Source organism: Phaeodactylibacter xiamenensis (genome assembly GCF_965229835.1).
Classification (GTDB): domain Bacteria; phylum Bacteroidota; class Bacteroidia; order Chitinophagales; family Saprospiraceae; genus Phaeodactylibacter; species Phaeodactylibacter xiamenensis.
In genome coordinates, this window is sequence record NZ_OZ245931.1 from 6,762,221 (window position 1) to 6,786,120 (window position 23,900).

At 50.9% G+C, this 23,900-nt stretch carries 23 protein-coding genes; 9 read left to right on the forward strand and 14 right to left on the reverse strand.

What is annotated here, in order from left to right; genetic code table 11:
• Positions 1-15 precede the first annotated feature (15 nt).
• Positions 16-885 (reverse strand): nucleoside phosphorylase, encoded by an 870-nt coding sequence (locus ACO08I_RS26100; RefSeq protein WP_421947569.1) that lies wholly within the window; start codon positions 883-885, stop codon positions 16-18.
• Positions 886-908: 23 nt separating this feature from the next.
• On the opposite strand from ACO08I_RS26100, the gene ACO08I_RS26105 reads away from it, so the two are divergent.
• Positions 909-1,265, forward strand: coding sequence for an arsenate reductase family protein (locus ACO08I_RS26105; protein ID WP_421947570.1), 357 nt, complete (start codon positions 909-911; stop codon positions 1,263-1,265).
• Here ACO08I_RS26105 and ACO08I_RS26110 read toward each other — a convergent pair.
• Positions 1,258-3,144 (reverse strand): ATP-binding protein, encoded by a 1,887-nt coding sequence (locus ACO08I_RS26110; RefSeq protein ID WP_421947571.1) that lies wholly within the window; start codon positions 3,142-3,144, stop codon positions 1,258-1,260. The two genes, ACO08I_RS26105 and ACO08I_RS26110, sit on opposite strands and share 8 nt — an antisense overlap.
• Before the next feature lie 218 nt (positions 3,145-3,362).
• On the opposite strand from ACO08I_RS26110, the gene hemF reads away from it, so the two are divergent.
• On the forward strand, positions 3,363-4,271 hold the full coding sequence (gene hemF, locus ACO08I_RS26115; protein WP_282775707.1) for an oxygen-dependent coproporphyrinogen oxidase: 909 nt from the start codon (positions 3,363-3,365) through the stop codon (positions 4,269-4,271).
• Here the strand turns inward: hemF and ACO08I_RS26120 are convergent.
• Both ACO08I_RS26120 and ACO08I_RS26125 read right to left on the reverse strand, forming a co-directional pair.
• A complete protein-coding gene (locus ACO08I_RS26120; RefSeq protein ID WP_076650659.1) occupies positions 4,257-4,760 on the reverse strand; it encodes a hypothetical protein in 504 nt (167 codons plus the stop codon). The two genes, hemF and ACO08I_RS26120, sit on opposite strands and share 15 nt — an antisense overlap.
• Positions 4,761-4,961: 201 nt before the next feature.
• Positions 4,962-5,456 carry a hypothetical protein gene (locus ACO08I_RS26125; protein ID WP_282775708.1) on the reverse strand — a complete coding sequence of 165 codons (495 nt, stop codon included), beginning with the start codon at positions 5,454-5,456 and terminating at the stop codon, positions 4,962-4,964.
• Positions 5,457-5,473: 17 nt separating this feature from the next.
• Between ACO08I_RS26125 and ACO08I_RS26130 the strand changes: the two genes are divergently transcribed.
• The 3 genes from ACO08I_RS26130 to ACO08I_RS26140 are packed head-to-tail and all read left to right on the forward strand — an operon-like array spanning position 5,474 to position 8,112.
• A complete protein-coding gene (locus tag ACO08I_RS26130; protein ID WP_421947572.1) occupies positions 5,474-6,481 on the forward strand; it encodes an acyl transferase in 1,008 nt (335 codons plus the stop codon).
• 36 nt (positions 6,482-6,517) lie between these two features.
• Positions 6,518-7,579 (forward strand): saccharopine dehydrogenase family protein, encoded by a 1,062-nt coding sequence (locus ACO08I_RS26135; protein WP_421947573.1) that lies wholly within the window; start codon positions 6,518-6,520, stop codon positions 7,577-7,579.
• 2 nt (positions 7,580-7,581) lie between these two features.
• On the forward strand, positions 7,582-8,112 hold the full coding sequence (locus ACO08I_RS26140; RefSeq protein WP_421947574.1) for a dihydrofolate reductase family protein: 531 nt from the start codon (positions 7,582-7,584) through the stop codon (positions 8,110-8,112).
• 20 nt (positions 8,113-8,132) lie between these two features.
• Here the strand turns inward: ACO08I_RS26140 and moeB are convergent, their stop codons facing one another.
• The 3 genes from moeB to ACO08I_RS26155 all read right to left on the reverse strand — a co-directional run bounded on the left by moeB (position 8,133) and on the right by ACO08I_RS26155 (position 11,635).
• Positions 8,133-9,254 carry a molybdopterin-synthase adenylyltransferase MoeB gene (moeB, locus tag ACO08I_RS26145; RefSeq protein ID WP_421947575.1) on the reverse strand — a complete coding sequence of 374 codons (1,122 nt, stop codon included), beginning with the start codon at positions 9,252-9,254 and terminating at the stop codon, positions 8,133-8,135.
• A 147-nt stretch (positions 9,255-9,401) separates the two neighbouring features.
• Positions 9,402-10,466, reverse strand: a complete 1,065-nt coding sequence (locus ACO08I_RS26150; RefSeq protein ID WP_421947576.1) for a hypothetical protein — start codon at positions 10,464-10,466, stop codon at positions 9,402-9,404.
• A complete protein-coding gene (locus ACO08I_RS26155) occupies positions 10,463-11,635 on the reverse strand; it encodes a lactonase family protein (protein WP_421947577.1) in 1,173 nt (390 codons plus the stop codon). Before ACO08I_RS26155 ends, ACO08I_RS26150 begins: the two co-directional genes overlap by 4 nt.
• Positions 11,636-11,673: 38 nt before the next feature.
• Between ACO08I_RS26155 and ACO08I_RS26160 the strand changes: the two genes are divergently transcribed.
• The 3 genes from ACO08I_RS26160 to ACO08I_RS26170 all read left to right on the forward strand — a co-directional run bounded on the left by ACO08I_RS26160 (position 11,674) and on the right by ACO08I_RS26170 (position 14,531).
• Positions 11,674-12,621, forward strand: a complete 948-nt coding sequence (locus tag ACO08I_RS26160) for an NAD(P)-dependent oxidoreductase (protein WP_421947578.1) — start codon at positions 11,674-11,676, stop codon at positions 12,619-12,621.
• Positions 12,622-12,696: 75 nt separating this feature from the next.
• Positions 12,697-13,245, forward strand: a complete 549-nt coding sequence (locus ACO08I_RS26165) for a heme NO-binding domain-containing protein (RefSeq protein ID WP_421947579.1) — start codon at positions 12,697-12,699, stop codon at positions 13,243-13,245.
• 143 nt (positions 13,246-13,388) lie between these two features.
• On the forward strand, positions 13,389-14,531 hold the full coding sequence (locus tag ACO08I_RS26170) for a sensor histidine kinase (protein WP_421947580.1): 1,143 nt from the start codon (positions 13,389-13,391) through the stop codon (positions 14,529-14,531).
• A gap of 9 nt (positions 14,532-14,540) precedes the next feature.
• Here the strand turns inward: ACO08I_RS26170 and ACO08I_RS26175 are convergent, their stop codons facing one another.
• Positions 14,541-15,020: a CAP domain-containing protein gene (locus tag ACO08I_RS26175; RefSeq protein WP_421947581.1), complete on the reverse strand. Its 480-nt coding sequence runs from the start codon at positions 15,018-15,020 to the stop codon at positions 14,541-14,543.
• A 163-nt stretch (positions 15,021-15,183) separates the two neighbouring features.
• On the opposite strand from ACO08I_RS26175, the gene ACO08I_RS26180 reads away from it, so the two are divergent.
• Positions 15,184-17,184: a S8 family serine peptidase gene (locus ACO08I_RS26180; protein ID WP_421947582.1), complete on the forward strand. Its 2,001-nt coding sequence runs from the start codon at positions 15,184-15,186 to the stop codon at positions 17,182-17,184.
• A gap of 56 nt (positions 17,185-17,240) precedes the next feature.
• Here ACO08I_RS26180 and ACO08I_RS26185 read toward each other — a convergent pair whose 3' ends face one another.
• The 6 genes from ACO08I_RS26185 to ACO08I_RS26210 all read right to left on the reverse strand — a co-directional run bounded on the left by ACO08I_RS26185 (position 17,241) and on the right by ACO08I_RS26210 (position 23,602).
• Positions 17,241-18,608: a cytochrome-c peroxidase gene (locus ACO08I_RS26185; RefSeq protein WP_421947583.1), complete on the reverse strand. Its 1,368-nt coding sequence runs from the start codon at positions 18,606-18,608 to the stop codon at positions 17,241-17,243.
• A 202-nt stretch (positions 18,609-18,810) separates the two neighbouring features.
• The gene (locus ACO08I_RS26190) at positions 18,811-19,392 is read right to left on the reverse strand and encodes a hypothetical protein (RefSeq protein ID WP_282774060.1); all 582 of its coding nucleotides are present in this window, start codon (positions 19,390-19,392) and stop codon (positions 18,811-18,813) included.
• Between the two features lie 89 nt (positions 19,393-19,481).
• A complete protein-coding gene (gene rplT, locus ACO08I_RS26195; protein WP_044223482.1) occupies positions 19,482-19,829 on the reverse strand; it encodes a 50S ribosomal protein L20 in 348 nt (115 codons plus the stop codon).
• A gap of 90 nt (positions 19,830-19,919) precedes the next feature.
• Positions 19,920-20,114, reverse strand: a complete 195-nt coding sequence (gene rpmI, locus ACO08I_RS26200) for a 50S ribosomal protein L35 (protein WP_072013667.1) — start codon at positions 20,112-20,114, stop codon at positions 19,920-19,922.
• Positions 20,115-20,266: 152 nt separating this feature from the next.
• Positions 20,267-20,866 (reverse strand): translation initiation factor IF-3, encoded by a 600-nt coding sequence (infC, locus tag ACO08I_RS26205; RefSeq protein ID WP_044223486.1) that lies wholly within the window; start codon positions 20,864-20,866, stop codon positions 20,267-20,269.
• 186 nt (positions 20,867-21,052) lie between these two features.
• On the reverse strand, positions 21,053-23,602 hold the full coding sequence (locus tag ACO08I_RS26210) for an ATP-dependent Clp protease ATP-binding subunit (protein ID WP_044223489.1): 2,550 nt from the start codon (positions 23,600-23,602) through the stop codon (positions 21,053-21,055).
• Positions 23,603-23,900 lie beyond the last annotated feature (298 nt).

The following is a 23,900-nucleotide window of genomic DNA, read 5'->3' on the forward strand; positions in this document are numbered from 1 at the left end:
ATTAAAGTACGTTTGCTATTCAAGCTGTTGCAATACAAATTTAATCAATTTTCCGACAGACTTTTTCGGGTCCGGGCTAAACTGCCCGGCCGGCCGGTTCGCCAGGATAACGTTGGTGGACAGTGCCTGGTGGCCCAGCATGCGGCAAAGCCCGTAAATAGCAGCGGTTTCCATCTCAAAATTGGTGATTGGCGTCTGGCCAAAGTAAAAGTGACCGAGCTGCTCCATCCGTTCGGTACTGAAGCGGGGCTGCAGCCGGAGTTGCCGCCCCTGAGGCCCGTAGAAGCCAGCCGCCGTAAGCGTGATGCCGGGATGCATGCCCTGCCCAACCGTCTCCAATAGTGTCTTGCTGCCTGCGCAAACGTAAAAGGGCAGGTCCATCTTCTCTTTGAGGAAAGCCCGCAGTTCATCTTCGAGCTCTGCCTCCGGTAGATTTTGCTGGTACTGGTAAAAGGAAAGCATATTGTCGAGCCCGATGCCATAGGCTGAAGCTACAAAACTATCCACCGGAAGGTCTGCCCGCAGGGAGCCGGAAGTGCCGATCCGGATAATATTCAGCGCCGTATGCTCGGCTTTTGGAGCACGGGTCTCGAAATCAATATTCACCAGTGCGTCAAGCTCATTAATGACGATATCAATATTGTCGGGGCCAATGCCGGTGGAAAGGACAGAAAGTTCCCTCTGCCCGATCCGGCCGGTATGGCAAACGAACTCCCGTTTTTCTTTCTTTACCCGTACTTCGTCAAAGTATTGGGAGACCCGGGCTACCCGGCCGGGGTTGCCCACCGTAATGATGGTAGAGGCAATATCCTCCGGGCGGAGGTTGAGGTGGTAAATGCTGCCGTCGGCATTTAAGATGAGTTCGGCATTGGAAATGCGTTGCATCGTTTATCTTTGCTGAAAAAAAGATGAAGAAAATTTATCACTTGTCCACTTGCAAAACCTGTCAGCGCATCATCGGGGAACTCAATGGCGGAGAGGGCTTTGTCTTGCAAGATATCAAAACCGAACCAATAACCGAAGTACAACTACTGGAGATGTATGACATGGCAGGCTCGTATGAGGCTTTATTCACCCGGCGTTCGCGCAAATACCGGGCTATGGGGCTGCACGAGCAGGAACTGGGGGAAGCCGACTATAAGCGCCTGATCCTTGAGGAATATACCTTCCTCAAACGGCCGGTAGTTGTGGTAGAGGACGAGATCTTTATCGGCAACAGCAAAAGCGTGGTGGCTGCCGCTGCGGAAAAAGCTGGTATCAATTAGCAAACTCAATGGAGAAAATAGTGCCGCCGCCCGGGCGGTCGCTAATTTCGATGGTTGCACCGAGACTGCCGGCAAGCCGCTGAACGATAGCCAGGCCAAGACCTGTGCCCTCGTACTGAGACCGGCCGTGCAACCGGTAGAACATTTCAAAAACCTTGGGCTTGAATTCATCCGGTATGCCAATACCATTATCGATGACCAATAGGCGGGGCTTCTCAGTTTTCAGTGCCTGCTGCACAATGATCATGGGCGATTCGTGCTCGTTGTACTTGAGCCCGTTCTCGACCAGGTTTTTGAGTATGATGTAGAAGTGGTGGGGCGTACCTTCTATGAAAGTCAGGTTTTCGCTGTAGAGTTTAGCGTTTTTAGCTTCGAGTTGGGGCTGAAGGGCTTCCTGTACCTGTACCATGATCTCGTTGAGATTAACCCTTGATAAGGCAGTTTGATTCTGACCTCCGCGCACCTGTGCATAGGCCAGCACATCCTGAATCAGGGTATGCATCTGCCGGGCGCTGCGTTTAATATGGCTGAAAAAATCCCTGGCGTCATCATGGCCCGCCCAGAGTGCCTTCTTTCGCTCCAGCAGCGTAGTAAAGCTGATGATATTGCGAAGGGGCTCTTTCAAATCATGGGAAGCAATGTAGGTGAACCTTTCCAGTTCCTGGTTGGACTGCTCCAGTTCGTGGTTAGCCTTTTGCAGTTCCTGGGTTTGCAGTTCTACCTGTAGCTCCAGCTGTTGGCTAAACCGGCGGCGATGCCACAATAAAAACAGGGTGGTGAAGAGCAGGAGCACCAGTGTAAATACGGTTAGCAATGCCAGGCGCTGCTGATTGACGACTTTTTGCTCGGCTTGTTCCTTTTCCAGCGCAAGGATTTCGTTGGCACGGTTTTTCTGAGCTACTTCGTAGTTGACTTCTAAGCGGGTTAGCTCCTGTTGTTTGAGGGTATTGGACAGGCTGTCTTTGTAAAACAGGACAGAATCCTGCTCTGACAGTGCCTGCCGGTACTGACCGGTTTCCCGGTAATATCTGGCCTTAAGTTCGTGCAGCAGCAATTGGTCACCCAGTGCCAATGCGCTCCCGGTTGGAATACGCCCGAGAGCTTCCCTGGCTTTGGGGTACAGTTTATTGTCAAGGTACAACTCACCAAGCTCCATAATCGCATAGTAGGCACCAAGTGGATAGTTGTTTTCATCACAGAGGCTAATGACCTTTTGCAATACGTTTTCACTGTGTTCCGTACGCTTGGCATCGCGATGTATGATGGCAATATTGATGAGCGTATGTACTTCGGTAGTCAGGTCTTTATATTCCCGGCATATATTGAGAGCCTTGTTGAAGAGCAGCAGCGCGGAATCCAGTTGTGTGGTATCCTCCATCTTGATCATACCTTCTGTGAAGTAGGCTTCAAGAAGGATCAGGGGGTCATCAGACACTTGTGCTTCTGCGATAGCCTGGGCCATATATTTTTCACAAGCCGATTCATCTCCGCTGTTGTAATAGAGCAGAGCGATGTTGTTGAGGGTGTACACCCGCCCCAGCGTGTCATTCGTAGTGTAGTCCAGGGATTTATGAAACCGGCTGAGTGCCTGTTGGGCATCTCCGGCATCCATATCCACCAGGGCGAGGTTGTTGTAAGCGTTGGCGAGATTCGTACTATCATTGATCGCGAGTGCCAGGTTGAGTGCTTGTTCCGTTTTTCGGATGGATTCAGCAAGGTTGCCCTGAGCAGAGGCTGCCGACCCCTGCAGGATGTAAGCCCTTGCAATGACCGAAGTGTCTTTTTGTACAATGCCCTCTGCCTCTGCTAATTCGGCATAGTACCTTGACGAGTCAAACTGATAAACACTATAGGCATAGCTGATATCGTTAAGCAGCATACCCCGGTTTTTGGGGGGAGGCTGCGTATGTAGTAAGCTTTTCAGGCTGTCAACCGGTGCATCGTATTGACCGAAACCGGGCATTGCCATCAACATCAAAGGGAGGACCAGGAAAAGGCGTTGACAATGCCTTGACAATATGTATAGGTGCGCCTTGAGCAAAGGGATGTATTTTGTGCAATTGTTGAGTACGAGCCACTAAAATAAGAAAATTCATCATGTATACTGATAAACAGGAAATCATTTCATTTTTCAAGTCGCTGCAGGATAGTATTTGTCAGCAGTTGGAAGCCGCAGACGGAGGGGGCAAGTTTCAGGAAGATGCCTGGGAACGCCCCGGTGGCGGTGGTGGGCGCACACGTATCCTTCAGGGACAGCGCATCGCTAAGGGAGGCGTCAATTTCTCTGCAGTGCACGGGGAAATGCCGGAGCGGGTTACCCATGCGCTGGGAGTGGAGCCTGGCCGTTTTCTGGCCACCGGCGTAAGTATCGTGCAGCACCCGGTCAGCCCGATGGTGCCCATCATACATATGAATGTCCGTTACTTTGAGATGGAAAACGGGCTGTATTGGTTTGGAGGAGGCATTGATCTGACGCCACATTATATTAATAAAAAGGATGCCCGGTATTTCCACGAACAGCTGAAAGCAGTTTGCGACCGGCACCATCCCGAATTTTACCCCCGGTTTAAAAAGTGGGCGGATGATTATTTCTACCTGAAACACCGTAAAGAAACGCGGGGTGTGGGGGGCATTTTCTTTGACCGGCTGAATGAGGAAAGCGAAGGGCTGTCAAAAGAGGCCATTTTTTCCTTTGTGAAAGAGGTGGGGGAGATTTTTGCTCCTGCCTACAGTGAGTTGATCACACGGAATCAGGACAAGCCCTACGGAGAACGGGAGCTGAGCTGGCAGGCTCTGCGCCGGGGCCGTTACGTTGAATTCAATCTGGTCTGGGACAAAGGCACCAAATTCGGGCTCGATACCGATGGGCGTACCGAATCCATTCTCATGAGCCTGCCACCGGTTGCCCATTGGGTATACAGCCACCAACCGGAGCCGGGAGGCCCGGAGCAACAAACGCTAGGCATGCTTAAAAAGAATATCGACTGGCTGTCAGTTGCAGATTAGCGTGACCATCTCCGTCTGTACGACATTACTTAGGTTGCCTGCCCGGTCCTGAATCTGTACCTGGTAAGAGAAGGTATCTGAAGGCACTCCCGGGATCGGGCCAGAGCAGCCCTGCTCGCCTTCCACAAGGCAGCATAGCTGTGACACCTGGTTGGGAAAACGCAGAATGATTTCACCCGAGATGCCGTTGCCTACGCCTTCTTCCGGAATAACCGGTAATTTTCGGATTTCCGGGAAGTCGGGCGTCCGGCTGTCCGTTATGAAAATATCAATAGCGGAGTCATCATTGCCCAGGTCGCCATCACCATCAGTGAAGCCCAGACGAAGGACCAGGGTGTCAAAAGGGGCATTGGCTCCTCCCTGGGGGAAAGTAAGTTTGTTAAAACCAATATACTCAAGTTCAGGCTCTACGGGGTAGTCTGGTGGTTGGACACAGCTGAATGCAGCGAAACCTAAACCTAGAAGCAATACCAAAGCAGTCGTTTTCATTTGAAAAAATTTTCTGTTGAAGCTCATTTGAGTTTTGAAAGCTGGGCGTATGTCAAAAACTGGGAACTACATCCGAGCCCATTGCCCGTAATATTAAGCTTTTTGCCAAATAATAACCTAACAATACAATCAAGGAGGAGTTGGGTGAAATTTGGCTCAGGGTCAAAATTGATTGGCTTTTTGAACAGTGCCTATTAATCACTACTCGCATAGGATAGTGACGGTTTCAGTCTGTACGACATTACTTAAGTTGCCTGCCCGGTCCCGAATTTGTACCTGGTAAGAGAAAGTCTCTGAAGGTACACCTTCGATCGGCCCGGCGCATGCTTCCTCCCCCTCAAGGCAGCAAATTTGGTCTATCTTGTTGGGAAAGCGCAGAATAATTTCACCGGAGATGCCATTGCCCACGCCTTCTTCCGGGATAACCGGCAGTTTGCGGATTTCCTGGAAGCCGGGCGTCCGGCTGTCCGTTATGAAAATATCAATAGCGGAGTCATCATTGCCCAGGTCGCCATCGCCATCGGTGAAGCCCAAACGGAGAACCAGGGTGTCATTGAGGGCATTAGGTCCGCCCTGTAGTATAGTAAGTTTGTTAAAACCAATATATTCAATCTCTGGTTCTATGGGATAGTCTTTTGGTTTTACACAGCTGAATAGTGCCAGGCCAAGAATCATTACAAGGGATGTCGTTTTCATCGGAAAAATTTCAACTGTTGAATTATAAAAAAGAACATGCAGCGCTGAAAGAGCGCATCGGGCACGTCACTGCCCCTGATTTTGAACCCTTAGCACTGGAGGTGTTCAGGTTTCAGGCGGCGTGTAATCCACTCTACCAACGCTACCTTGAGCTGCTTGGGCAACCGCCGGAAAAAGTTCAACGCCTTTCTGATATCCCCTTCCTGCCGATTTCGCTGTTTAAAAGTTATACCATTCAAACCGGTGATTGGCAACCGGAGGCAATCTTCAGCAGCAGCGGCACTACCGGAGCTATTTCCAGCAAACACCTGCTGCGCAGCAAGGCTTTCTATCAGCAAAGTGCCCGCCGCGGCTTTGAAACTTTCTACGGAAGCCTCAAAGACTACTGTGTACTGGCATTGCTACCCTCTTATCTGGAACGCAGTGGCTCCTCCCTGGTTTTTATGGTGGAAGATTTTATTCGCCAATCCGGGCATCCAAACAGTGGATTCTTTTTGTATAACACCGGTGAGCTGCTACAGATTTTGCAAAAGTGCCAAAAAAGCCAGCAGCCGACCTTACTAATTGGCGTAAGCTTCGCCTTGCTCGACCTGGCAGAAGCCCACCCCACCGATTTATCCGGCATCATCATCATGGAAACCGGGGGCATGAAAGGCCGACGCCGGGAGCTCACCCGGGAGGAACTGCACGCTCAGCTTAGGCAGGCTTTTCAGGTAGAGCAAATTCATTCCGAATATGGAATGACAGAACTCCTGTCTCAGGCCTATTCCACCGGCAACGGGCTTTTTCGGGCCTCCCCAACGATGCAGGTGCGCACCCGTGAAATCACCGACCCCTTTGCGCAGCCTGTCCCCGGCAGGACCGGAGCCCTGAATATCATCGACCTGGCCAATTTGGATACCATTAGCTTCATCGCCACGGATGACCTCGGGCGCGTTCACGACGATGGCAGCTTTGAAGTCCTCGGCCGCCTTGATGCCAGCGATGTGCGGGGCTGCAACCTGATGGTAGCAGATTTGAAATAGAATTCCCTATCTTGCCTCTTCACAAAAAGTCAATTGATGCAACAGCAGTGGATGATCTACGGCGCGAATGGCTATACCGGTGAGCTGATCGCGCGCCATGCCAAGGACCGAGGCTTAACTCCAATTCTGGCAGGCCGGACAGCGTCAAAAGTGCAACCCCTGGCGGAAGAACTTGGGCTGGAATACCGGATTTTCCCGCTGGACGATGCCGAAAATATAGCGAAACAGCTGGAAGGCTGCGGTTTGGTCCTGCACGCTGCCGGCCCGTTTATCCATACCGCACGCCCTATGATGGAAGCCTGCCTGCGCAGCCGCACCCATTACCTGGATATTACCGGAGAAATCCCGGTGTTTGAAACGGGCGCAGCTCTGGGGGAAAAGGCAGCAAGAGCGGAAATCATGATGATGCCAGGCACCGGCTTCGACGTGGTACCTACCGATTGCATGGCGGTTTTCCTCAAAGAACAGCTCCCGGATGCCACCCACCTGCAATTGGCGTTTGCTTCTCAGGGCACCCGCTTTTCCCGGGGTACGGCCCTGACGATGACGGAAAGCCTGGGGCAAAGCAGCGCGGTTCGGCAGAATGGCAAAATCACAAAAGTCCCCCTTGGTCACAAGTCGATGACGGTGGAATTTGCCGATGACTTTAAGCGTTTGGTCATGACCATTCCCTGGGGTGATGTTTCCACGGCTTACTATTCCTCCGGCATTCCGAATATTGAAACTTACACTGCGGTGCACCCCAAAACGTACCGCTATGTGAAGCTGCAGAAGTACTTCGGCTGGTTCCTGCGCCTGCCATTTGTAAAAGCACGTGCCCGTAAGCGGGTGCTAAGCGGCCCCGCCGGACCTTCCGCCGAACAGCGCAAAAACGGCCGCAGCCTCGTTTGGGGCCGGGTAACGAATGCCAAAGGTGAAACCCGGACCGCGCGTTCCGTCATGCCGGAAGGGTACACCCTCACCGCCCTGACCAGTATTATGATCGTTGAGCGGATACTCAAAGGGCAGGCCAAGCCCGGATTCCAAACCCCGGCGAAAGCCTACGGTGCAGATTTGTTTTTAGAGGTGGACGGCGCCGTCCGGGAAATAATCAATTGACCATGCGGAAAATAAAACTATTTATTGCCCTCAGCCTCGACGGCTATATTGCCGGCCCTGGCGATGACCTGAGCTTTCTGTCCCGCTTCGAAGGGGAGGATTTCGGGCATGCCGAATTTTCTGAGTCGGTCGATACCTACCTCGTTGGGCGGCGGACCTATGATGTGGTTATGAAAATTGCGGGGAACTTCCCTGCTGCTGAGCAATACCCGCATTGCTACGTCGTCACCCGGCAGGATATCCCAGCTCAGCCCGGCGTCATTTTTCACAAAGGAGAGGTTGTGGAACTGGCCCGGGAACTTAAAGCCAGGCCTGGCAAGGACATTTACTGCGACGGCGGTGCTCAAATCATCAAAGCTCTGATGAAGGAGCAGTTGGTGGATGAGTTCACCCTTTTCCTGATGCCCATTTTCCTGGGGGAGGGGGTTCCCTTGTTCCCGGGGGGCATTCCGGAGACGATGGTGGAACTCCTCGATTCAAAGTCCTACAGCAATGGAGCGGTCCGGTTGCGGTACCGGCTCAAAGCGGACTGACAGGCGTGGAAACATCAAGTCTAATAAATTGTCATTTGCGGATCGATGGCTTCGGCCCAGGCCAGAATCCCGCCTTCCAAATTATAAAGGTCTTGAAAGCCGGCCTCCTGCAATTGCCTTACGGCCCGTGCCGACCGCTGTCCGCTCCGGCAATGCAGGACTAAAGGCGTTTCCTTTGAAAGCTCGCTGCTACGTGCGGGAAGTTCAGCCATTGGTATGAGGCGCCCGCCCAGATTGGCGATTTCGTACTCGTAGGGCTCCCGAACGTCTATCAATTGGTGAGGCATGCCCTGCTGACGCCATTCCGCCAGTTCCTTTACAGTGACAGACGGCAGTGGATTTGCAGGAGCAGGGTTACAAAACTGATCGTAATCAATTAGGTGCCCGATTGCCACTTCGGGATGCTTCACAATCTTAATCGTTCGGGACAAAAGCGTAGCGGCATCAAAAAGGTGGAGTTTGCCATCCAATGGTTCCCCGACACGTGCCAGCACTTTGATGGCTTCATTGGCCTGCATGCTGCCGATAATGCCGGGCAGTACGCCCAGTACGCCTCCTTCGGCACAATTGGGCACTAGCTCGGGCGGAGGAGGTGTGGGGAAAATATCCCGGTAGTTGGGGCCACGGCTGCCATCTTCCCGTAGCAGGTTGAAGACCGAGACCTGTCCTTCAAACCGGTAGATGCTGCCGTACACCAGCGGCTTGCCTTCCAGTACACAGGCATCGTTGCTCAGATAGCGGGTGGGGAAGTTGTCGGTACCGTCGATGACCAGGTCGGCCTGACGGATCAGCTCGCGGGCGTTCTCCCTGGAAAAAGGGGCAACAATTGCGCTGATCTCAATCTGCGGGTTCAGCCTGCGCAGGTGGTTAGCTGCAGCTTCTGCCTTGGGGTGCCCCAGATCTGATTCTGTGAAAAGAACCTGCCGCTGCAAGTTGCTCATTTCCACCCGGTCAAAATCAACGATGGTCAGGTGCCCAACGCCAGCTGCTGCCAGATACAACAGTACCGGACTGCCCAGCCCGCCTGCTCCGATCACCAGCACCCGGCTTTGCTTTAACCGTACCTGTCCCTTCGGGCCAAACCCCGGAATCGCAAGGTGGCGGGCGTAACGTTTCACTTCAGTTGCATTTAACCCATCCATGACGCAACAGAATTAGCTCGTTTTGAAATAAATACAGAATTAATCGGATAGAAATTTTTATTATTCAATATAAATTGGGATTTTTGACATATATAATCGGTTTTTGGGATAGCCTCTCTCCTCTGAGATTCAAAGGAGGGAGGTTTTTTAGTTTCTGGGCTTCAACAGAATGCTTTGTTTGAAGTCTTTTTCGAGCAGTAGCTGAATATTATTCAAGACCACTTCTCCCATTGTACGGCAATCCTCAAAGCGTTTGTTTTTGTGGTGGTGCGCCAGCCCATCTGCCAATTCCCTGGTTTTCTCCGGCGTCGAAATCTCATCCTTCATCATAACGTCCATCAATGCCTTGAATTGTTTTTGTGACGTCTTGACCCGTCCGGCGATCAGGCTGCGTTCCTCCAGCTGGTACTGCTTGACGGTTTCCGGAGTCATGTGCTGCATGCCCAGGTAGATGATGGGGTCGTTTTCCCGGAAATACTGCGGCAGGTAAAACCCCTTTCTTCCCTCGAAGGACTGCTGGTCAAAGTCAATTGGGCGCATGCGGTACTGAGAGCCTTCAATATCCGGAGTGATGGCAATGACGTAGTTGTAAGCACGCATATCTCCCAGCAGCCGCACAAAACAGCGCTCATTAAACTTGATGAACTCCTTGGCAATACGGATTTGATTGAAAGTCGTTTCCTGCAGGTTGTTCTTCATGAAATCATCTCCGGGGATACCGGCCACGTGCTCTTCAATTAGCGTGGCCCCGTCTATCAGGTAGGTGACGTGGTTGGGCGAAAGCAGCCACTCCAGTTCCAGCCCATACACCCGGGAAGCATCCGCTTTTTTAATGTAGAAATGGTCGTAGTTGTCATTCAGCCGGTTGATGATGCGTACCCGGAAGGGCTTGGTATTCCCAAAGGTACAGAAGTCGATACGGGCTACCGTCAGGTGGTCGAGCACTTCCACGTCCCCATCGGTTTTGAGCAGGGCATAGATCAGCTTCATGGCCTGGTTGACATCCTCGAAGTCGGACTGAGAGTAATAGACCGTTTCCCAGAGGGTATCGTTGCCTTCCTGATCAAGCAGGGGGATGGAGGACTCATAGCGCAGGAGGTCGTCGTACTGCATGGGCAGATCGGCCGTGCGGTTGTTTTTCCTCAGGTAGTTCATGAAGGAGCGCTTGACGCTAATCATGACCTTCTTTCTGGAAGGGATATTACCTTTCATAGTTCAACAGATTTTATGCAAACGGGTGTGGGGCAGTCGATCACTGCCTGCCGGATGAGCTGTCCGGACGCCGGGTCGCGGTCAAAGATGACGATGTTGTCGCTGTTCTGATTGGCAACAAACAGCTGACTCCCATCTTCTGAGATCATAAAATTGCGGGGAAAGTCGCCCTGTGTAGGCACCCAGCCCAAGTGCTCCAACTGTCCGTTTTCGGCCTGAATGCGGTAAATGGCCAGGCTGTTGTGCCCGCGGTTGGAAGCGTAAAGGTGGTGGCCATCCGGGCTGACGTGGATGTCGGCACAGGCACTGAAATCCGAGAAGTCATCAGGCAGTGTTGCCAGCGTTTGGATGGGGGACAAAGCGCCGGTGGTTTTTTCCATTTGGAATACATCTACAGTATTGTTGATCTCATTAATCAGGTAGACCACAGCAAGGGTAGGGTGAAAAGCCAAGTGCCTGGGGCCTGCCCCGGGAGCGGTTTGTACAAACTGCTGATCAGTTGGTTGGAGCAGCCCTTTCGCTGTTAGCCGGAAGCTCATCACCCGGTCGGTCCCTTTATCTGCAATATACACCCAGGGGCCTTTAGGAGCCTGTATGATACAATGCGGGTGAGAAGCCTCCTGCTGCTCGTGCGGGCCCGATCCGGTAAAGGTCTGCTGATCGGTTGCTTCACCCAGGCTGCCATCCTCGTTACGTGGGTAAACGGCGACTGTTCCACCTACATAGTTCGCTGCCATTACGAATTGGCCATCGTTGCTGATGCTGACATAGCAGGGCGCAAAACCGTAGGAAGGCTGCCGGTTGAGGTAAGTGAGCCCGCCTTTCGGCCCAATTTTGTAGCTGTAAATGTAGCCACTGCTGTCGGCTCCTCCGGGCACCAGTTCGCTGGCGGCGTAGAGCATGCGTGCGGCGGTATCGATCGTCAGGTAGGAAGGGTTCTCAATACCGGCAGTGGTGTGAGCACGGGCAAAAAGGCTGTCTCTGCCCGGAGCGAGGGTGTAAATCCCGGCTGCTTTGCCATTCACGTGCCCCAGCTTTTGAGTGTAGGTGCCAATCATCAGCATGTTGGCAGGGGGGGCTTTAGTAGCGGAGGACTGATCAGACGATTCCTTCATGGTGCAAGCGTTGATTCCTAAAATCAGTACGAGTAGAAAGTATACCTTTGTCATGTTTTTCGTTTGCACTCAATCTAAAGCTTTTTTTACAAATGCCGACCGGTCTGATTATCTGTTTGGACAAACCGCACCCTTATTTACCTGATCAGCTTACGAAGGCGGGTTATGAGGTGCGTGCTGCTTATACGGAAACCTTTGAAAGCCTGCGGGAAGATTTGCAAAGGGTCAGGGGGCTCATCCTGCGAAGCCGCTTTACCCTTGACCGCGCTTTTCTGGAGGCTTGCCCCAATCTGCGGTTCATCGCCCGCATGGGCATTGGGCTGGAGCATGTGGATGTGGCTTACGCCGAAAGCCGGGGCATTGCCGTGCTAAACTCACCGGAGGGCAGCCGGGATACCGTTGCAGAACAAACCATGGGTATGATGCTGGGGCTGCTCAACCATATCAATAAAGCGCACCAGGAAATACAGCAGGGCATTTGGGACCGCAAAAGTAATCAGAGCTTTGAGCTGCGGCATCGTACAGTAGGCATTATTGGTTATGGCAATATTGGATCGGCTGTGGCTCAGCGCCTGTCGGGTTTCGGATGCCGGGTGATCGCTTATGATAAGTTCAAGCGCGGATTCGGAAATGATGGGGTGGAAGAAGTCAGCCTGGCTGAGTTACAAAAAGAGGCTGACATCGTTACCGTGCACATTCCCTACGATGCAGATAACCACTACTTTATTGATGAAAAGCTGCTCACGGGTTTCGCCAAGCCACTCTATCTGCTCAACACTGCCCGCGGGCTAATCCTGGATACGGCAGCCCTGGTCAGGCAGTTGCAGTCCGGTAAAGTACTGGGCGCTGCGCTCGATGTACTGGAGTACGAAGAGCAGGCTTTCAATGTTCTGGAGCTGAGCACCCTGCCCGCTCCCTTTCAATATCTGCGGCAGGCTTCAAATGTAATCCTCACCCCTCATACAGCAGGGCTTTCCCATGAGGTGATGGAAGCCCATGCGAAGGTGCTGGTGGCAAAAATTGAAGAGCTGCCAATCTGATTAATCTGCCAGAGCTACACCATCGGGTAGCTGATTGTTTCGGCATTCTGATATATTTTACCTTTTTTTATGTGTATGTATGGACTGGTAAACAAGGTAATAAAGGATGCGATTTTTCAGCGTTACGGGGAAACTGCCTGGCAGGCGATTTGTAAAAGGATAAAACTGGAAGATGACATCTTCGTCAATCTAGAGCCTTACCCAGATGAGCTAACCCACCGTATGGTTGCTGAGGCAGCAAGTTACACCGGGCAATCTATACCTGATATGCTGATGGGATTTGGACGCCGCTGGATAGAATACAACGCAGTACATGGATATGGTGATATGTTGAAACTCGCGGGCAAAGACCTGTATACCTTCCTGTCTAACCTGGACCATATGCATGCCGGCATGAGCCACATTTTCCCGGAGCTTCGGCCTCCTTCTTTCCGATGTGAGCGTATAAGCGAAAATCAACTCAAGCTGCATTATCGAAGCGAACGACAAGGGTTAGAGGCCTTTGTCACCGGTATGCTTCAAGGGCTGGGGCAATATTTTGATACACCTTTGGAAGTAACGCATACAGGCCCCTGTGAGAAAGAATCGATCTGTGAAGAGTTTATTATTGACATTAAAGTGTAAAAAAAATGATTAGTAAAGGTTTATATCATGTCGCCGGAGAACATCTACTTTGACGTTTTGCTGTCATGAGTGAAATGGTCCCGGTGCACCGGCGGTGTGTTGGAGAAGTTTTTTAGGAGTTGTTAATCTGGTCTTGAGGTGAAATGGTCGCAAGCATAAAGTTTTTAAATCGTTTTTTCCCTTTTTTCTTTGCATTGGATGAGCACAACACTCTCGTCAATATTGGCAACAGCCTGGCTAAAGTCCTCAACTGGAATGGTACCCCCCTGCCTATAAGTGATGTACTGCAGTTGCGTTTCCCGTATGAGGTGGATTTGTCTCATGAGGCGTTTTATGATTTAATTGGCGCGGTAATCATATTTGATATTAAAGATAAAAAATCTCAGCTCAAAGGGGAGTTTATCACCTTTAGAGGAGATGACCGAACTCTCATTTTTATGGGAAGTTTACTGCTGAACCCTGATGAAAATATGGATGAGCTACAGCTCAGCCTCGCAGATTTTCCCTCTAATGATAACAGTTCGAACCTTTTGTTTTCGCTAAAGGCGCAACGGGCTGCGTTGGAGGAGGTCACCGGGCTGACCCGCCAACTCAAAGAACAGCAGGCAGAAATGAGAAAAGTGAACCAGGAACTAATGCAGTATACTCATGCTGTTTCTCATGACCTGAAAACACCTCTGCGCAACATTATGAGCTTCATGCAGCTGCTCCTCAGAAGCCTTGACCCTTTGTCCAAATCTCAGGAGGAGTACGTAGATTTTATATTACAGGCTGTTCGCAGAATGGAGCAACTGATTAAAGACCTGTCTACAGATGCCAGTATCAGGGAGCGGCCTGCAATATTTCAGCATGTTGATACGAAGCGCCTGATTGAAGATGTGGAACGGGGGCTTCGCAGCGAAATTACAGCCGTCAACGGCAGGGTTATATTTTCCGAATTGCCTGTTATCAAAGGAGACTACAGCCGCTTGTATCAGCTCTTTAGCAATTTCATCCAAAATAGCCTGAAGTACCGCTCCGGTCAGGATCCTGTGATTCGGGTGGAGGCCCGGCAGGAGGAGGCCTCCTGGGTGTTCAGTGTCGCTGATAATGGTATAGGTATGGATCAGGTATTTCTACCCAAAATCTTTAAACCTTTTATTCGTTTGCACAACCATGCAGATATTGAGGGGTCAGGGCTCGGATTGTCGATTTGCCATAGGATTGTGGAGCAGCACGGCGGCTCCATTCGTGTGGATAGCGAACCAGGAAAAGGAACGGTTTTTTACATTCAATTGCCCCGATAAGCAGAGGGGTTACTCCTGCCCCAGCACCTGTACCCAATAACCACCGTAAACAGCAGCACCCATCTGCCTGAAGTCTGCTGACATCATATTCCTGCAATGGGGAGGGCTTTCCTGCCAGCCGGCCACTACGGCAGCTGCATCCGGATAGTTATAGGCAATGTTTTCACCGATATTCCTCCAGGCAAAACCTGCATCCCGGGCGCGGGTGCTGACATTGCTGTCATCAGACCCCTGATGGCTGAAAAAGCCCTGCTGCGCCATATCTTTAGCATGCCGTTGGGCAGCTTGTTGCAAACGGTTGTCCCAGCTCAGGGGAGGCACCGGTGGCATACGCTTCAGGCCACAGCGGCAGCCCCGGGAACGAAGATCATTGACCGCTTCGAGCATAGTTTGTGGAGAGTTGGAGTTGGCTACGAGCTCAACGGGGGCATCCAAAGTAGAGCAATGCAGGGTCAGAATAGTGGTGAGGAAAAGCAGTATCGGCTTCATTTTATGAAAATTTGATATAGACCTTTTGATCATCCGTGGTGAAAAAACGTATTATTGTGAGCATAGGGGTATCTGCAAGCCTTTTCGTGGATAGTACGCTTGTTCAGGCTCCAAACATAGTCTAATATGCTTAGTACGCTAAACATCCATTAAAAAACACACTATGGCCCTCGATTATTATCTGTACCGTGGCTCAGAGCGCATAAAACTGGAACGTGCGGATCATTTTTTTACGGCAATCCTGCCTGACGCCCCCGCCCGGGCCGTATTGGCCGCTCAGCCGGGGCTTCGTCAGACCAAGCAGGTGTTGGGCAATGTATACAAAATAGAAACAGAGGAAGGCCAACTCGATCAGCTCATGGAGCATTTGCGTACGCACAGTGCCTGCCCCTTGATTTGCCACCACGCCTACTGCCCGGAGGGTGATGCGGCTACCCGTTATTATTTGACGGACCAGTTGATCCTTAAATTCAGGGAAGTACTCAGCACAGAGGAAAAAGAGGCCGTGTTGCAGCAATACGGGCTTCGTTTTTTGAAAAGCTACGATAACAATCAGGAAGCCTGCCTGGTACAGGTGACTCATGCTGCCCGCAAAAACCCGTTGAAGGTGAGTAACGAACTGGCAGAAGATGGCCGCCTGAAATATGCTGAACCAAACCTAATCAATCGCTTTGCCCCACAGTATGAGCCTTCAGACCCCCTTTTTGCAGAGCAGTGGCACTTACAGGCACGGGCAGGCCTTGAACTGGTACGAGAGGCCGGCGTGGACTGCACAGAAGCCTGGAAGATCAGCCGGGGGGATCGTGCGGTTACGGTTGCCGTTATTGATGATGGTTTTGACCTTTCTCATCCTGATTTGTCGGGTGCCGGGAAAGTTGTGGGGGCGCGCGACTACTCAGGGCGGGATAGTTACCCGGGGCCGGAGCGGGCAAGTGGGGACTTCCACGGTACGCCCTGTGCCGGTGTAGCCATAGGGGAAGAAAATGGTGCGGGGATTGTTGGGGCGGCTCCGGGTTGCAGCTTTCTGCCCATCCGCTTTCCGCTGAGTGCCGATGACAATATGCTTTTCGATATTTTTGACTACGCCGGGCGCAATGCCCATATCATATCCTGTAGCTGGGGGCCAGTGCCTGTGTACGCACCTCTGAGTACGCTTTTGAGTAATCAGATGGAACGTCTGCACCGCAATGGAGGACCAGATGGGCGCGGGTGCCTGGTCTTTTTTGCTGCCGGCAACTACAATGCGCCAATCCGGGATATGAATAATACCGGATTTACCTGGCGCCACCCCTCCCAGGGTTTGAAGACCACTACCGGGCCCATTGTGAATGGTTATGCTGCCCATCCTGATGTCGTGGCAGTAGCGGCTTCGACCAGCCTGGCCCGCAAATCGGCTTATTCCAACTGGGGCGAAGGCATAACCGTTACCGCTCCCAGTGACAACTGGAACCCGCTCAATCAGCAGGAACGACTGCCGGGCAGAGGGGTTTGGACAACGGATAACGAGGATACAGGGCTTGGTTTTGCCCCGGGGAGCCGTTATACGGGCAACTTTGGGGGGACCTCCAGTGCCTGCCCCCTGGCAGCAGGCGTGGCCGCGCTTGTCAAATCTGTAAATCCTAAGCTTTCAGCTTCTGAACTACTCGAGCTTCTGAAAAACACAACCGACAAAATAACAGACCAAAATCCGGATCCCATTCTTGGCAATTTGAAAGGGAGCTACGATGCCAGCGGGTATTCCGAATGGTTTGGCTACGGAAAGGTTAATGCTGCGAGGGCCGTACAGCAGGCTGCTCCGATAGCCGACCCAGTTCCCAATGAGCCTGAGGTTCCGGAGGCTGAAGACCAGGCTGTACAAATTGTCGCTGCATTAATCAACCCCAGAGGCCCGGAGTCCGGCGCTGAAAAGCTAATGCTGGTCAACTTGTCTGATCAGCCGGTAGCGTTAGGCGGCTGGAGCATTGAAGACCAGAACGGCAATACCGATCGGTTGGCGGCTTACACACTTCAGGCGGGCAGCGTTGTGCGAGTGGGCTTGGGACGTGTCCGGTTGCTGAATACCGGAGGCCGCATCATTCTGAAGAATGCCGGAGAGCAACTGGTACACCGGGTGGATTATGACCGATCGGATACGGAAAAGGAAGGGTGGTGGGTTAAGTTTTAATGCAAAAGCCCGGCAGAATGATTCCGCCGGGCTTCTGTGGCTGCTAGAGCCGGGATTTAGTAACAACCCAGGTCTTCCTGAGACATTGGGTCTGCATTAGGGAAGCACTGCCCTGTTGGCAGTGTTTCAGGTACGTAACGGTCCAGGTTGGGGTCATAGAGGGCATTCTCAACAAAGGCAATCAGCGCATCAATCTCCTGATCGGTCAGCCCCAACGGTACAAAGTCTTCCGACAGCTGTCCGGCAGGGACTGTAGACTTTTGTGGGACGCCCTTATTTTTGTATTCGATTACTTCCCGGATCGACCGTAAAGTTCCCCCATGCCCGTAGAATGGGGAGTCTTTGAGGTTGTATAACTGAGGCACCTTGAATTTGTACATATCCTCTGCCCGGTTGGTAAAGCCGCCCCGGCCGAGGTGCTCCGGAGCATTTACAGAGGTCAGTAATACCTCCTCCGGGCAATCCATCAAGTCGCCCAGCCCAATACCGTGAAATTCCATGCTGTTGAGCGCCGGGCCGGTATGGCAATTGCCACACTGTGCTTTGCCGAAGAAAACGAGTGCACCTTCTTTTTCTAATGCGTTCATTGCATCGATGTCTCCGCGCAGCCATCGCTGAAAGGGCGCTTCATTGGGCAGCAGGGTTCGTTCGTAAGCGGCAATAGCCAGACCGGCAGCGACCCGGTTGTAGCGTTCAGCTACGGGGCGCTCCGGGAAGGCCGCATCAAATAAGGCCTTATAATTCGACAGGTCGGATACATCTGAGGTGTCCTCCAGTTGGCGATGCACGGAAAGCCCTGCAATAGCCTGAGTTTCCACACCATGAAAACCAAGGTGGTTTAATGCTTTAGGAGTGCCTGCGGTCCAGGCATATTCAGTGTTGGCATTGATGCCCTTGGCACCAAACTGCCCGTTCCAAAGCATGGCTATCTGGTAGGCCGAGTTCAAGGTCGTTGGGCTACGGATGGGCTGAACATCCACGTTGAGGACATTATACGCTTCACTTTTGTCCCGGGATTCCCCGTTAAAGCCAAAGCCTTCTCCGCCTTCACCAATGCCCTGATGCCGTCCGGCCTGAAATCCGGCGGAAGCGAAATGGCAGGAGGCGCAGGAGTAAGTGCCCAGGCCTGCGATGTCCCGGGGGGTGCGGGCAATGCCGGTTTCGTGGTAGAGAAATTTACCCAATTCTACTTTAGCTTCAGTAAGCGGGTTGGACGGATCCTGCGGGATTTGATTGTAATCATCTGCTGAAGGCAGTTGAAAAAAAGCTAAACCTCCGGACTTGGAAACATCTTTCAGCGTTTCGGTGAGCTCCTGATCTATCGATGGAGCTTCATCAATCGGATTGTCTTTCTTGCACGAGCTGAAAGTCAGGAAAACGGTACATGCGACTATCAGTGTGTTGTGCATCTTAGTGCTTAGCATGTTGGTGCATAGATTTTTATCTAGGCCTGTGCTCCTGGGGAGGGTGAGGGGACTGGCACTGAACCCAAAATAACGGAGAAAAAAGTTACTAAAAGATGGGAAGATATCGGGATCAAAAATAATACATTTCCGGAGTGAAAGCAAGTAAAGTTAGCTGCTTTGCAAAGAATAAGCAGCGTGATTTGACACTGCGGTAACAGAACTACTGGTAGACAGCTGCGTCTTCGAGTATGTAGTTCAGATAATACAAATCATCGTCATTCAGCCTTAGTTTACCAAGGAAGGTCATCCGGTCATCCGTGGTAAATTTCCTTTTTTCATCCGGGCGAAGTTTGATATCCATGACCGACTCAGGCCCGGCACCACCGCAGAAAAAACAGCTACTGTAGGGTAAGGCGCTCAGGACCAGAATGGTTTCATCGCCTGTTTCTTCCAGTGGAATGATATAGCCTTCAATTAGAACTTCACGCCCTTCAATGGCCTGCAGCTGAGCACCGAAGGTAGGGTAGGGGACATAGGCTTGCACTTCATCGCTATACTCATCGGTAAAAACGACATCGGACAGCATTTCCCAGGTCAGGCGGAGCACACCATCTTCGTACTCAAAGTGGCTGGTGTCCGCGGCAATACTGCTAACGGCTTTTTGAGGAGGCAGCGAATCGGTGCGGAGGCTATCGGTTTCGACATTTACCGGGTCATCTGCTAAGGTACTGTTATTGCTTTCGGAGGCGCAGCCTGTAAGGAGGGCGGCGGCAATTGCAATGGTCAGGAGCTTGTTTATCATAGCGCAATACTTGAAAATTGAGTCAAAATAAGGAAAGGGAAGCAACCCGTAAGGTTACTTCCCTCTTCATTGCTCCGGCTTGGGAGGCTTTATTTCTTAACGGAGTCAACCACAGCTTTGAATGCATCCGGGTGGTGCATTGCGAGGTCAGCGAGGACTTTGCGGTTAAGCTCGACGTTGTTTTCTGATAGTTGGTGGATCAAGCGGGAATAAGAAATCCCGTTTTGACGCGCTGCAGCATTGATACGTGCAATCCAAAGGCGGCGAAATGCGCGCTTTTTGGCTTTGCGGTCACGGTAGGCATAGACCAGACCTTTTTCTACAGCGTTTTTAGCTACAGTATAGACTTTGCTGCGGGCACCGAAGTAACCCCGCGCCATCTTTAAGATTTTCTTGCGCCGTTTGCGGGAAGCAACGGCATTCACTGAACGTGGCATAGTTTGGATTTTTTAGTACAACGCAGAGGTGCCATCTACCAAATGGGCGACGCTTTCGTCCTGCGTTCTCGTTAAAAAATTAAAAATGAATTACATGCAAAGCAGACGCTTCACGCGGTCTTCGTTGTGCTCGTGTACAACTGTGGAGTCACGCAGGCGGAGTTTCGCTTTTTTGCTTTTGTTGCGCATCATGTGCGAAGTCTTTGCCTGGTACCGCTTGATCTTGCCAGAGCCAGTGCGCTTGAAACGCTTCTTGGCACTGGAGTGAGTCTTCATCTTTGGCATTGCTAATAGCTTTAATATTGAAATAGTCCTTAAAAAGGGAATGCAAAGGTAAGAAAAATAAACCCTACTGCTAAACAAATTTCAATTGTTTATGAAAAAGTTTAGCAGTAAAGTTATGGTATTGCGGGTAAAGACCGGATTGAGTAGCCGGTCTACTTCTTCTTGCTTTTTTTCGGCGAAATCATTACGATCATTCTACGCCCTTCCATTTTAGGCAGTGCCTCGGCAGTGCCATAGTCTTCGAGCTCTTTGAGGAATCGAAGGAGCAGAAGTTCGCCACGTTCCTTAAAGACAATAGTACGGCCCCGGAAGTGTACATAAGCTTTTACTTTAGCACCATCTTCAAGGAATCCTTTGGCATGGCGGACCTTGAAATCAAAGTCATGATCATCGGTATTGGGGCCGAATCGGATTTCCTTGATCACCGTTTTGGCGGCTTTTGCCTTGATTTCTTTCTCCTTTTTCTTTTTCTCGTAAAGAAACTTGTTGAAGTCGATAATCTTGACGACCGGCGGCTTTGCATTCGGAGAAATTTCAACCAGATCAAGCTCCACTTTTCGTGCCCAGTCTTTTGCTGCACGGGTAGGGTAGACGGTGCCTGCCTCCAGTTGCTGGCCCACAGCTTCACCAATCTCTTCAACGTTTTCGCCTACGAGCCGGATTTCAGGTACGCGAATGTGTTCGTTGATTCTAAACTCGGGTTTGTTGTCAGTACGGGTATTAAAACCTCTTCTACCAGATCTCTTTGCCAATAGATTCTTTTTTTGTTAAAAAATAAAAAGTGCATTGTGGTTTTGACACCAGCACTACTAACTTAATTAAAATATTCAAAAAAAAGTTCAGCAAAATCCAGATTTACACCCGGAGTAAGCTTGAAACACAAAAAGCAGCCCAATTGACTACCTGTCAAAAGGGCTGCTTTTATATTTTAATGCTGTTTATGCATCCGTATTCACTTCTTTGCTCAGTGTGATCTTGAGCCCGGTTTCATCATCGTTCATCACCGCTTCGAGGGTCGAGCCCGCGTCCGGGTTAGAATTGAGGATGAACTCCGCAAGCGGGTCCTCGATATACTTTTGAATGGCCCGGTGCAGCGGACGTGCGCCAAATTGAGGGTCGTACCCTTTTTCGGCTACAAACTTCTTTGCATCTTCGGACAAGATCAAAGTATAATCCATATTTTCAAGACGCTTGTGAAGGTCTTTCAATGTGATATCGATAATCTTAAAGATATCGTCCTGATCCAGGCTGTTGAAGATCACTACATCGTCCACACGGTTGAGGAACTCCGGAGAGAAGGTGCGCTTGAGTGCATTTTGAATCACACCCTTCGCGTTATCATCTGCGGCGCTCTGACGTGCCTGAGTGGCAAAGCCAACCCCCTGACCGAAATCCTTCAGCTGACGTACGCCAACGTTGGAGGTCATAATGATCAAGGTGTTTTTGAAGTCAACCTTACGGCCCAGACCGTCAGTCAGCTGACCATCATCAAGCACCTGCAGCAAAATATTGTAGACATCAGGGTGTGCCTTTTCGATCTCATCCAGCAGGATAACAGAGTAAGGCTTGCGGCGGACTTTTTCAGTCAGTTGGCCACCTTCCTCGTATCCAACATAGCCGGGAGGCGCACCGATAAGGCGGCTCACAGAGAATTTCTCCATGTACTCGCTCATATCAAGCCGCACCAGAGCATCTTCAGAATCAAAGATGTAACGGGCGAGCGACTTAGCAAGCTCCGTCTTACCCACACCGGTAGGCCCGAGGAAAATGAAGGACCCAATCGGCTTGGTAGGGTCTTTCAGTCCAACGCGGTTACGCTGAATAGCCCGGGTGATCTTAGTAATAGCCTCGTTCTGCCCAATGATTACGTTCTGAAGGTCATTGTCCATACCTACCAGCTTCTTGCTTTCGCTTTGGGCAACTCTCCGGACCGGAATACCGGTCATCATGGAAACCACTTCGGCAATATCTTCTTCGCTAACGGGATAGCGCTTGGTCTTGACCTCCTCTTCCCACTGAATCTTGGCAAATTCCAGCTGACGTACGAGCTTGGACTCCTTATCCCGGAGGTCCGCAGCTTTTTCGTACTGCTGGTTTTTTACAGCCTGATTCTTCTGATCCTTGAGCTCCTCGATTTTCTTTTCCAGTTCTTCGATATGCTCAGGAACGTGGATATTCTTGAGATGCACCCGTGCGCCTACCTCGTCGAGTACGTCAATCGCCTTATCAGGCAAGAAGCGGTCGCTGATGTAGCGGTCGCTGAGCTTGACACAAGCTTCGATCGCATCCTGAGAGTAATTCACATTATGGAATTCCTCGTATTTCGGACGGATGTTGTCCAAAATATTCACCGCTTCCTCAGCGGAAGGCGGATCGACGATGACTTTCTGAAAACGGCGGTCAAGTGCACCGTCTTTTTCAATATGCTGACGGTACTCGTCCAGAGTGGAAGCACCAATACACTGCAATTCGCCACGCGCCAGAGCAGGCTTGAAAATATTGGAAGCATCCAGGCTGCCGGTTGCCCCGCCCGCACCTACGATGGTATGGATTTCATCAATGAACAGGATAACGTCCCTTGACTTCTCCAACTCATTCATGATGGCTTTCATCCGTTCCTCAAACTGGCCACGGTACTTGGTACCCGCAACGAGTGCTGCAAGGTCCAGCATTACAATCCGCTTATTAAACAGGGTACGGCTGACTTTCTTCTGCATGATGCGAAGGGCGAGGCCTTCCACGATAGCAGTTTTACCAACACCAGGCTCACCAATCAGAATTGGGTTGTTCTTTTTCCGGCGGCTCAGGATTTGAGATACCCGCTCGATTTCGTTTTCACGACCGATAATGGGATCCAGTTTGTCCTCTTCAGCCAGCTTGGTGATATCGCGGCCGAAATTGTCCAGTACCGGCGTGCGGGATTTTGAAGTCCCCTTACGCTGTTGGTAGCGGCCGCTGCCCTGCCCTTCATCATCCTCATAGGGATCATCCTGATCAGATGGGGTCTGAGCAAAAGGCTCGGCTGAACTTGTGAAGTCCTGTTCCTGACGGACATATTCCAGCTCTGCTTTGTAGATGTCGTAATCTACGTCAAACTGATTCAGTATTTTGGAAGCAGGGTTATCTTTATGCTTGAGGATGGAGAGCAGCAAATGTTCCGGGCTGATTTCATCGCTTTTAAGCATTTTGGCTTCCAGGAAAGTCACTTTCAGGACCTTTTCAGCTTGCTTGTTAAGTGGTAGATTGCCCACGTTGAGCGCAGTCTGCCCGCTGGGGATCCGCTGCACGGACTCTTCCACATTTTGCTGAAGCTCAGAAGGGTTGACATCCAGTGAATCCAATACCTTGAGCGCAAGGCTGTCTTGTTCAGCCATTATGCCCAATAGCAGATGCTCGGTTCCAATAAAGTCATGACCCAGGCGTATCGCTGCGTCCCGGCTTCTGGAAATGACCTGCTTTACTTTTGGAGAAAAACGTTTATTGTTCATATTTCTTTCTTCTCTTAGCCTGTTGGGTTACCCAAACAATATTAAAACTAATTATTCAAGAATACAAAAGAAGGGACTCTTTAGTTTCTTCTGTTTCTCAAGCTTAACAACGCACTAACATTTTAGTGAAATGGAATTTGGGCAAATAGGTTTTTGTAATTGGTTGAAATGGGGAGCGGTATATTAAAAGTCCGCCGAAAACACTACTCCTGAAAGATAGAGAAAATAATGCCAATCTTAAAAACCTGCCATTATTTCCTGTATTGACCGATGACCGGCTGGTTTGGCAGGCTTTTCC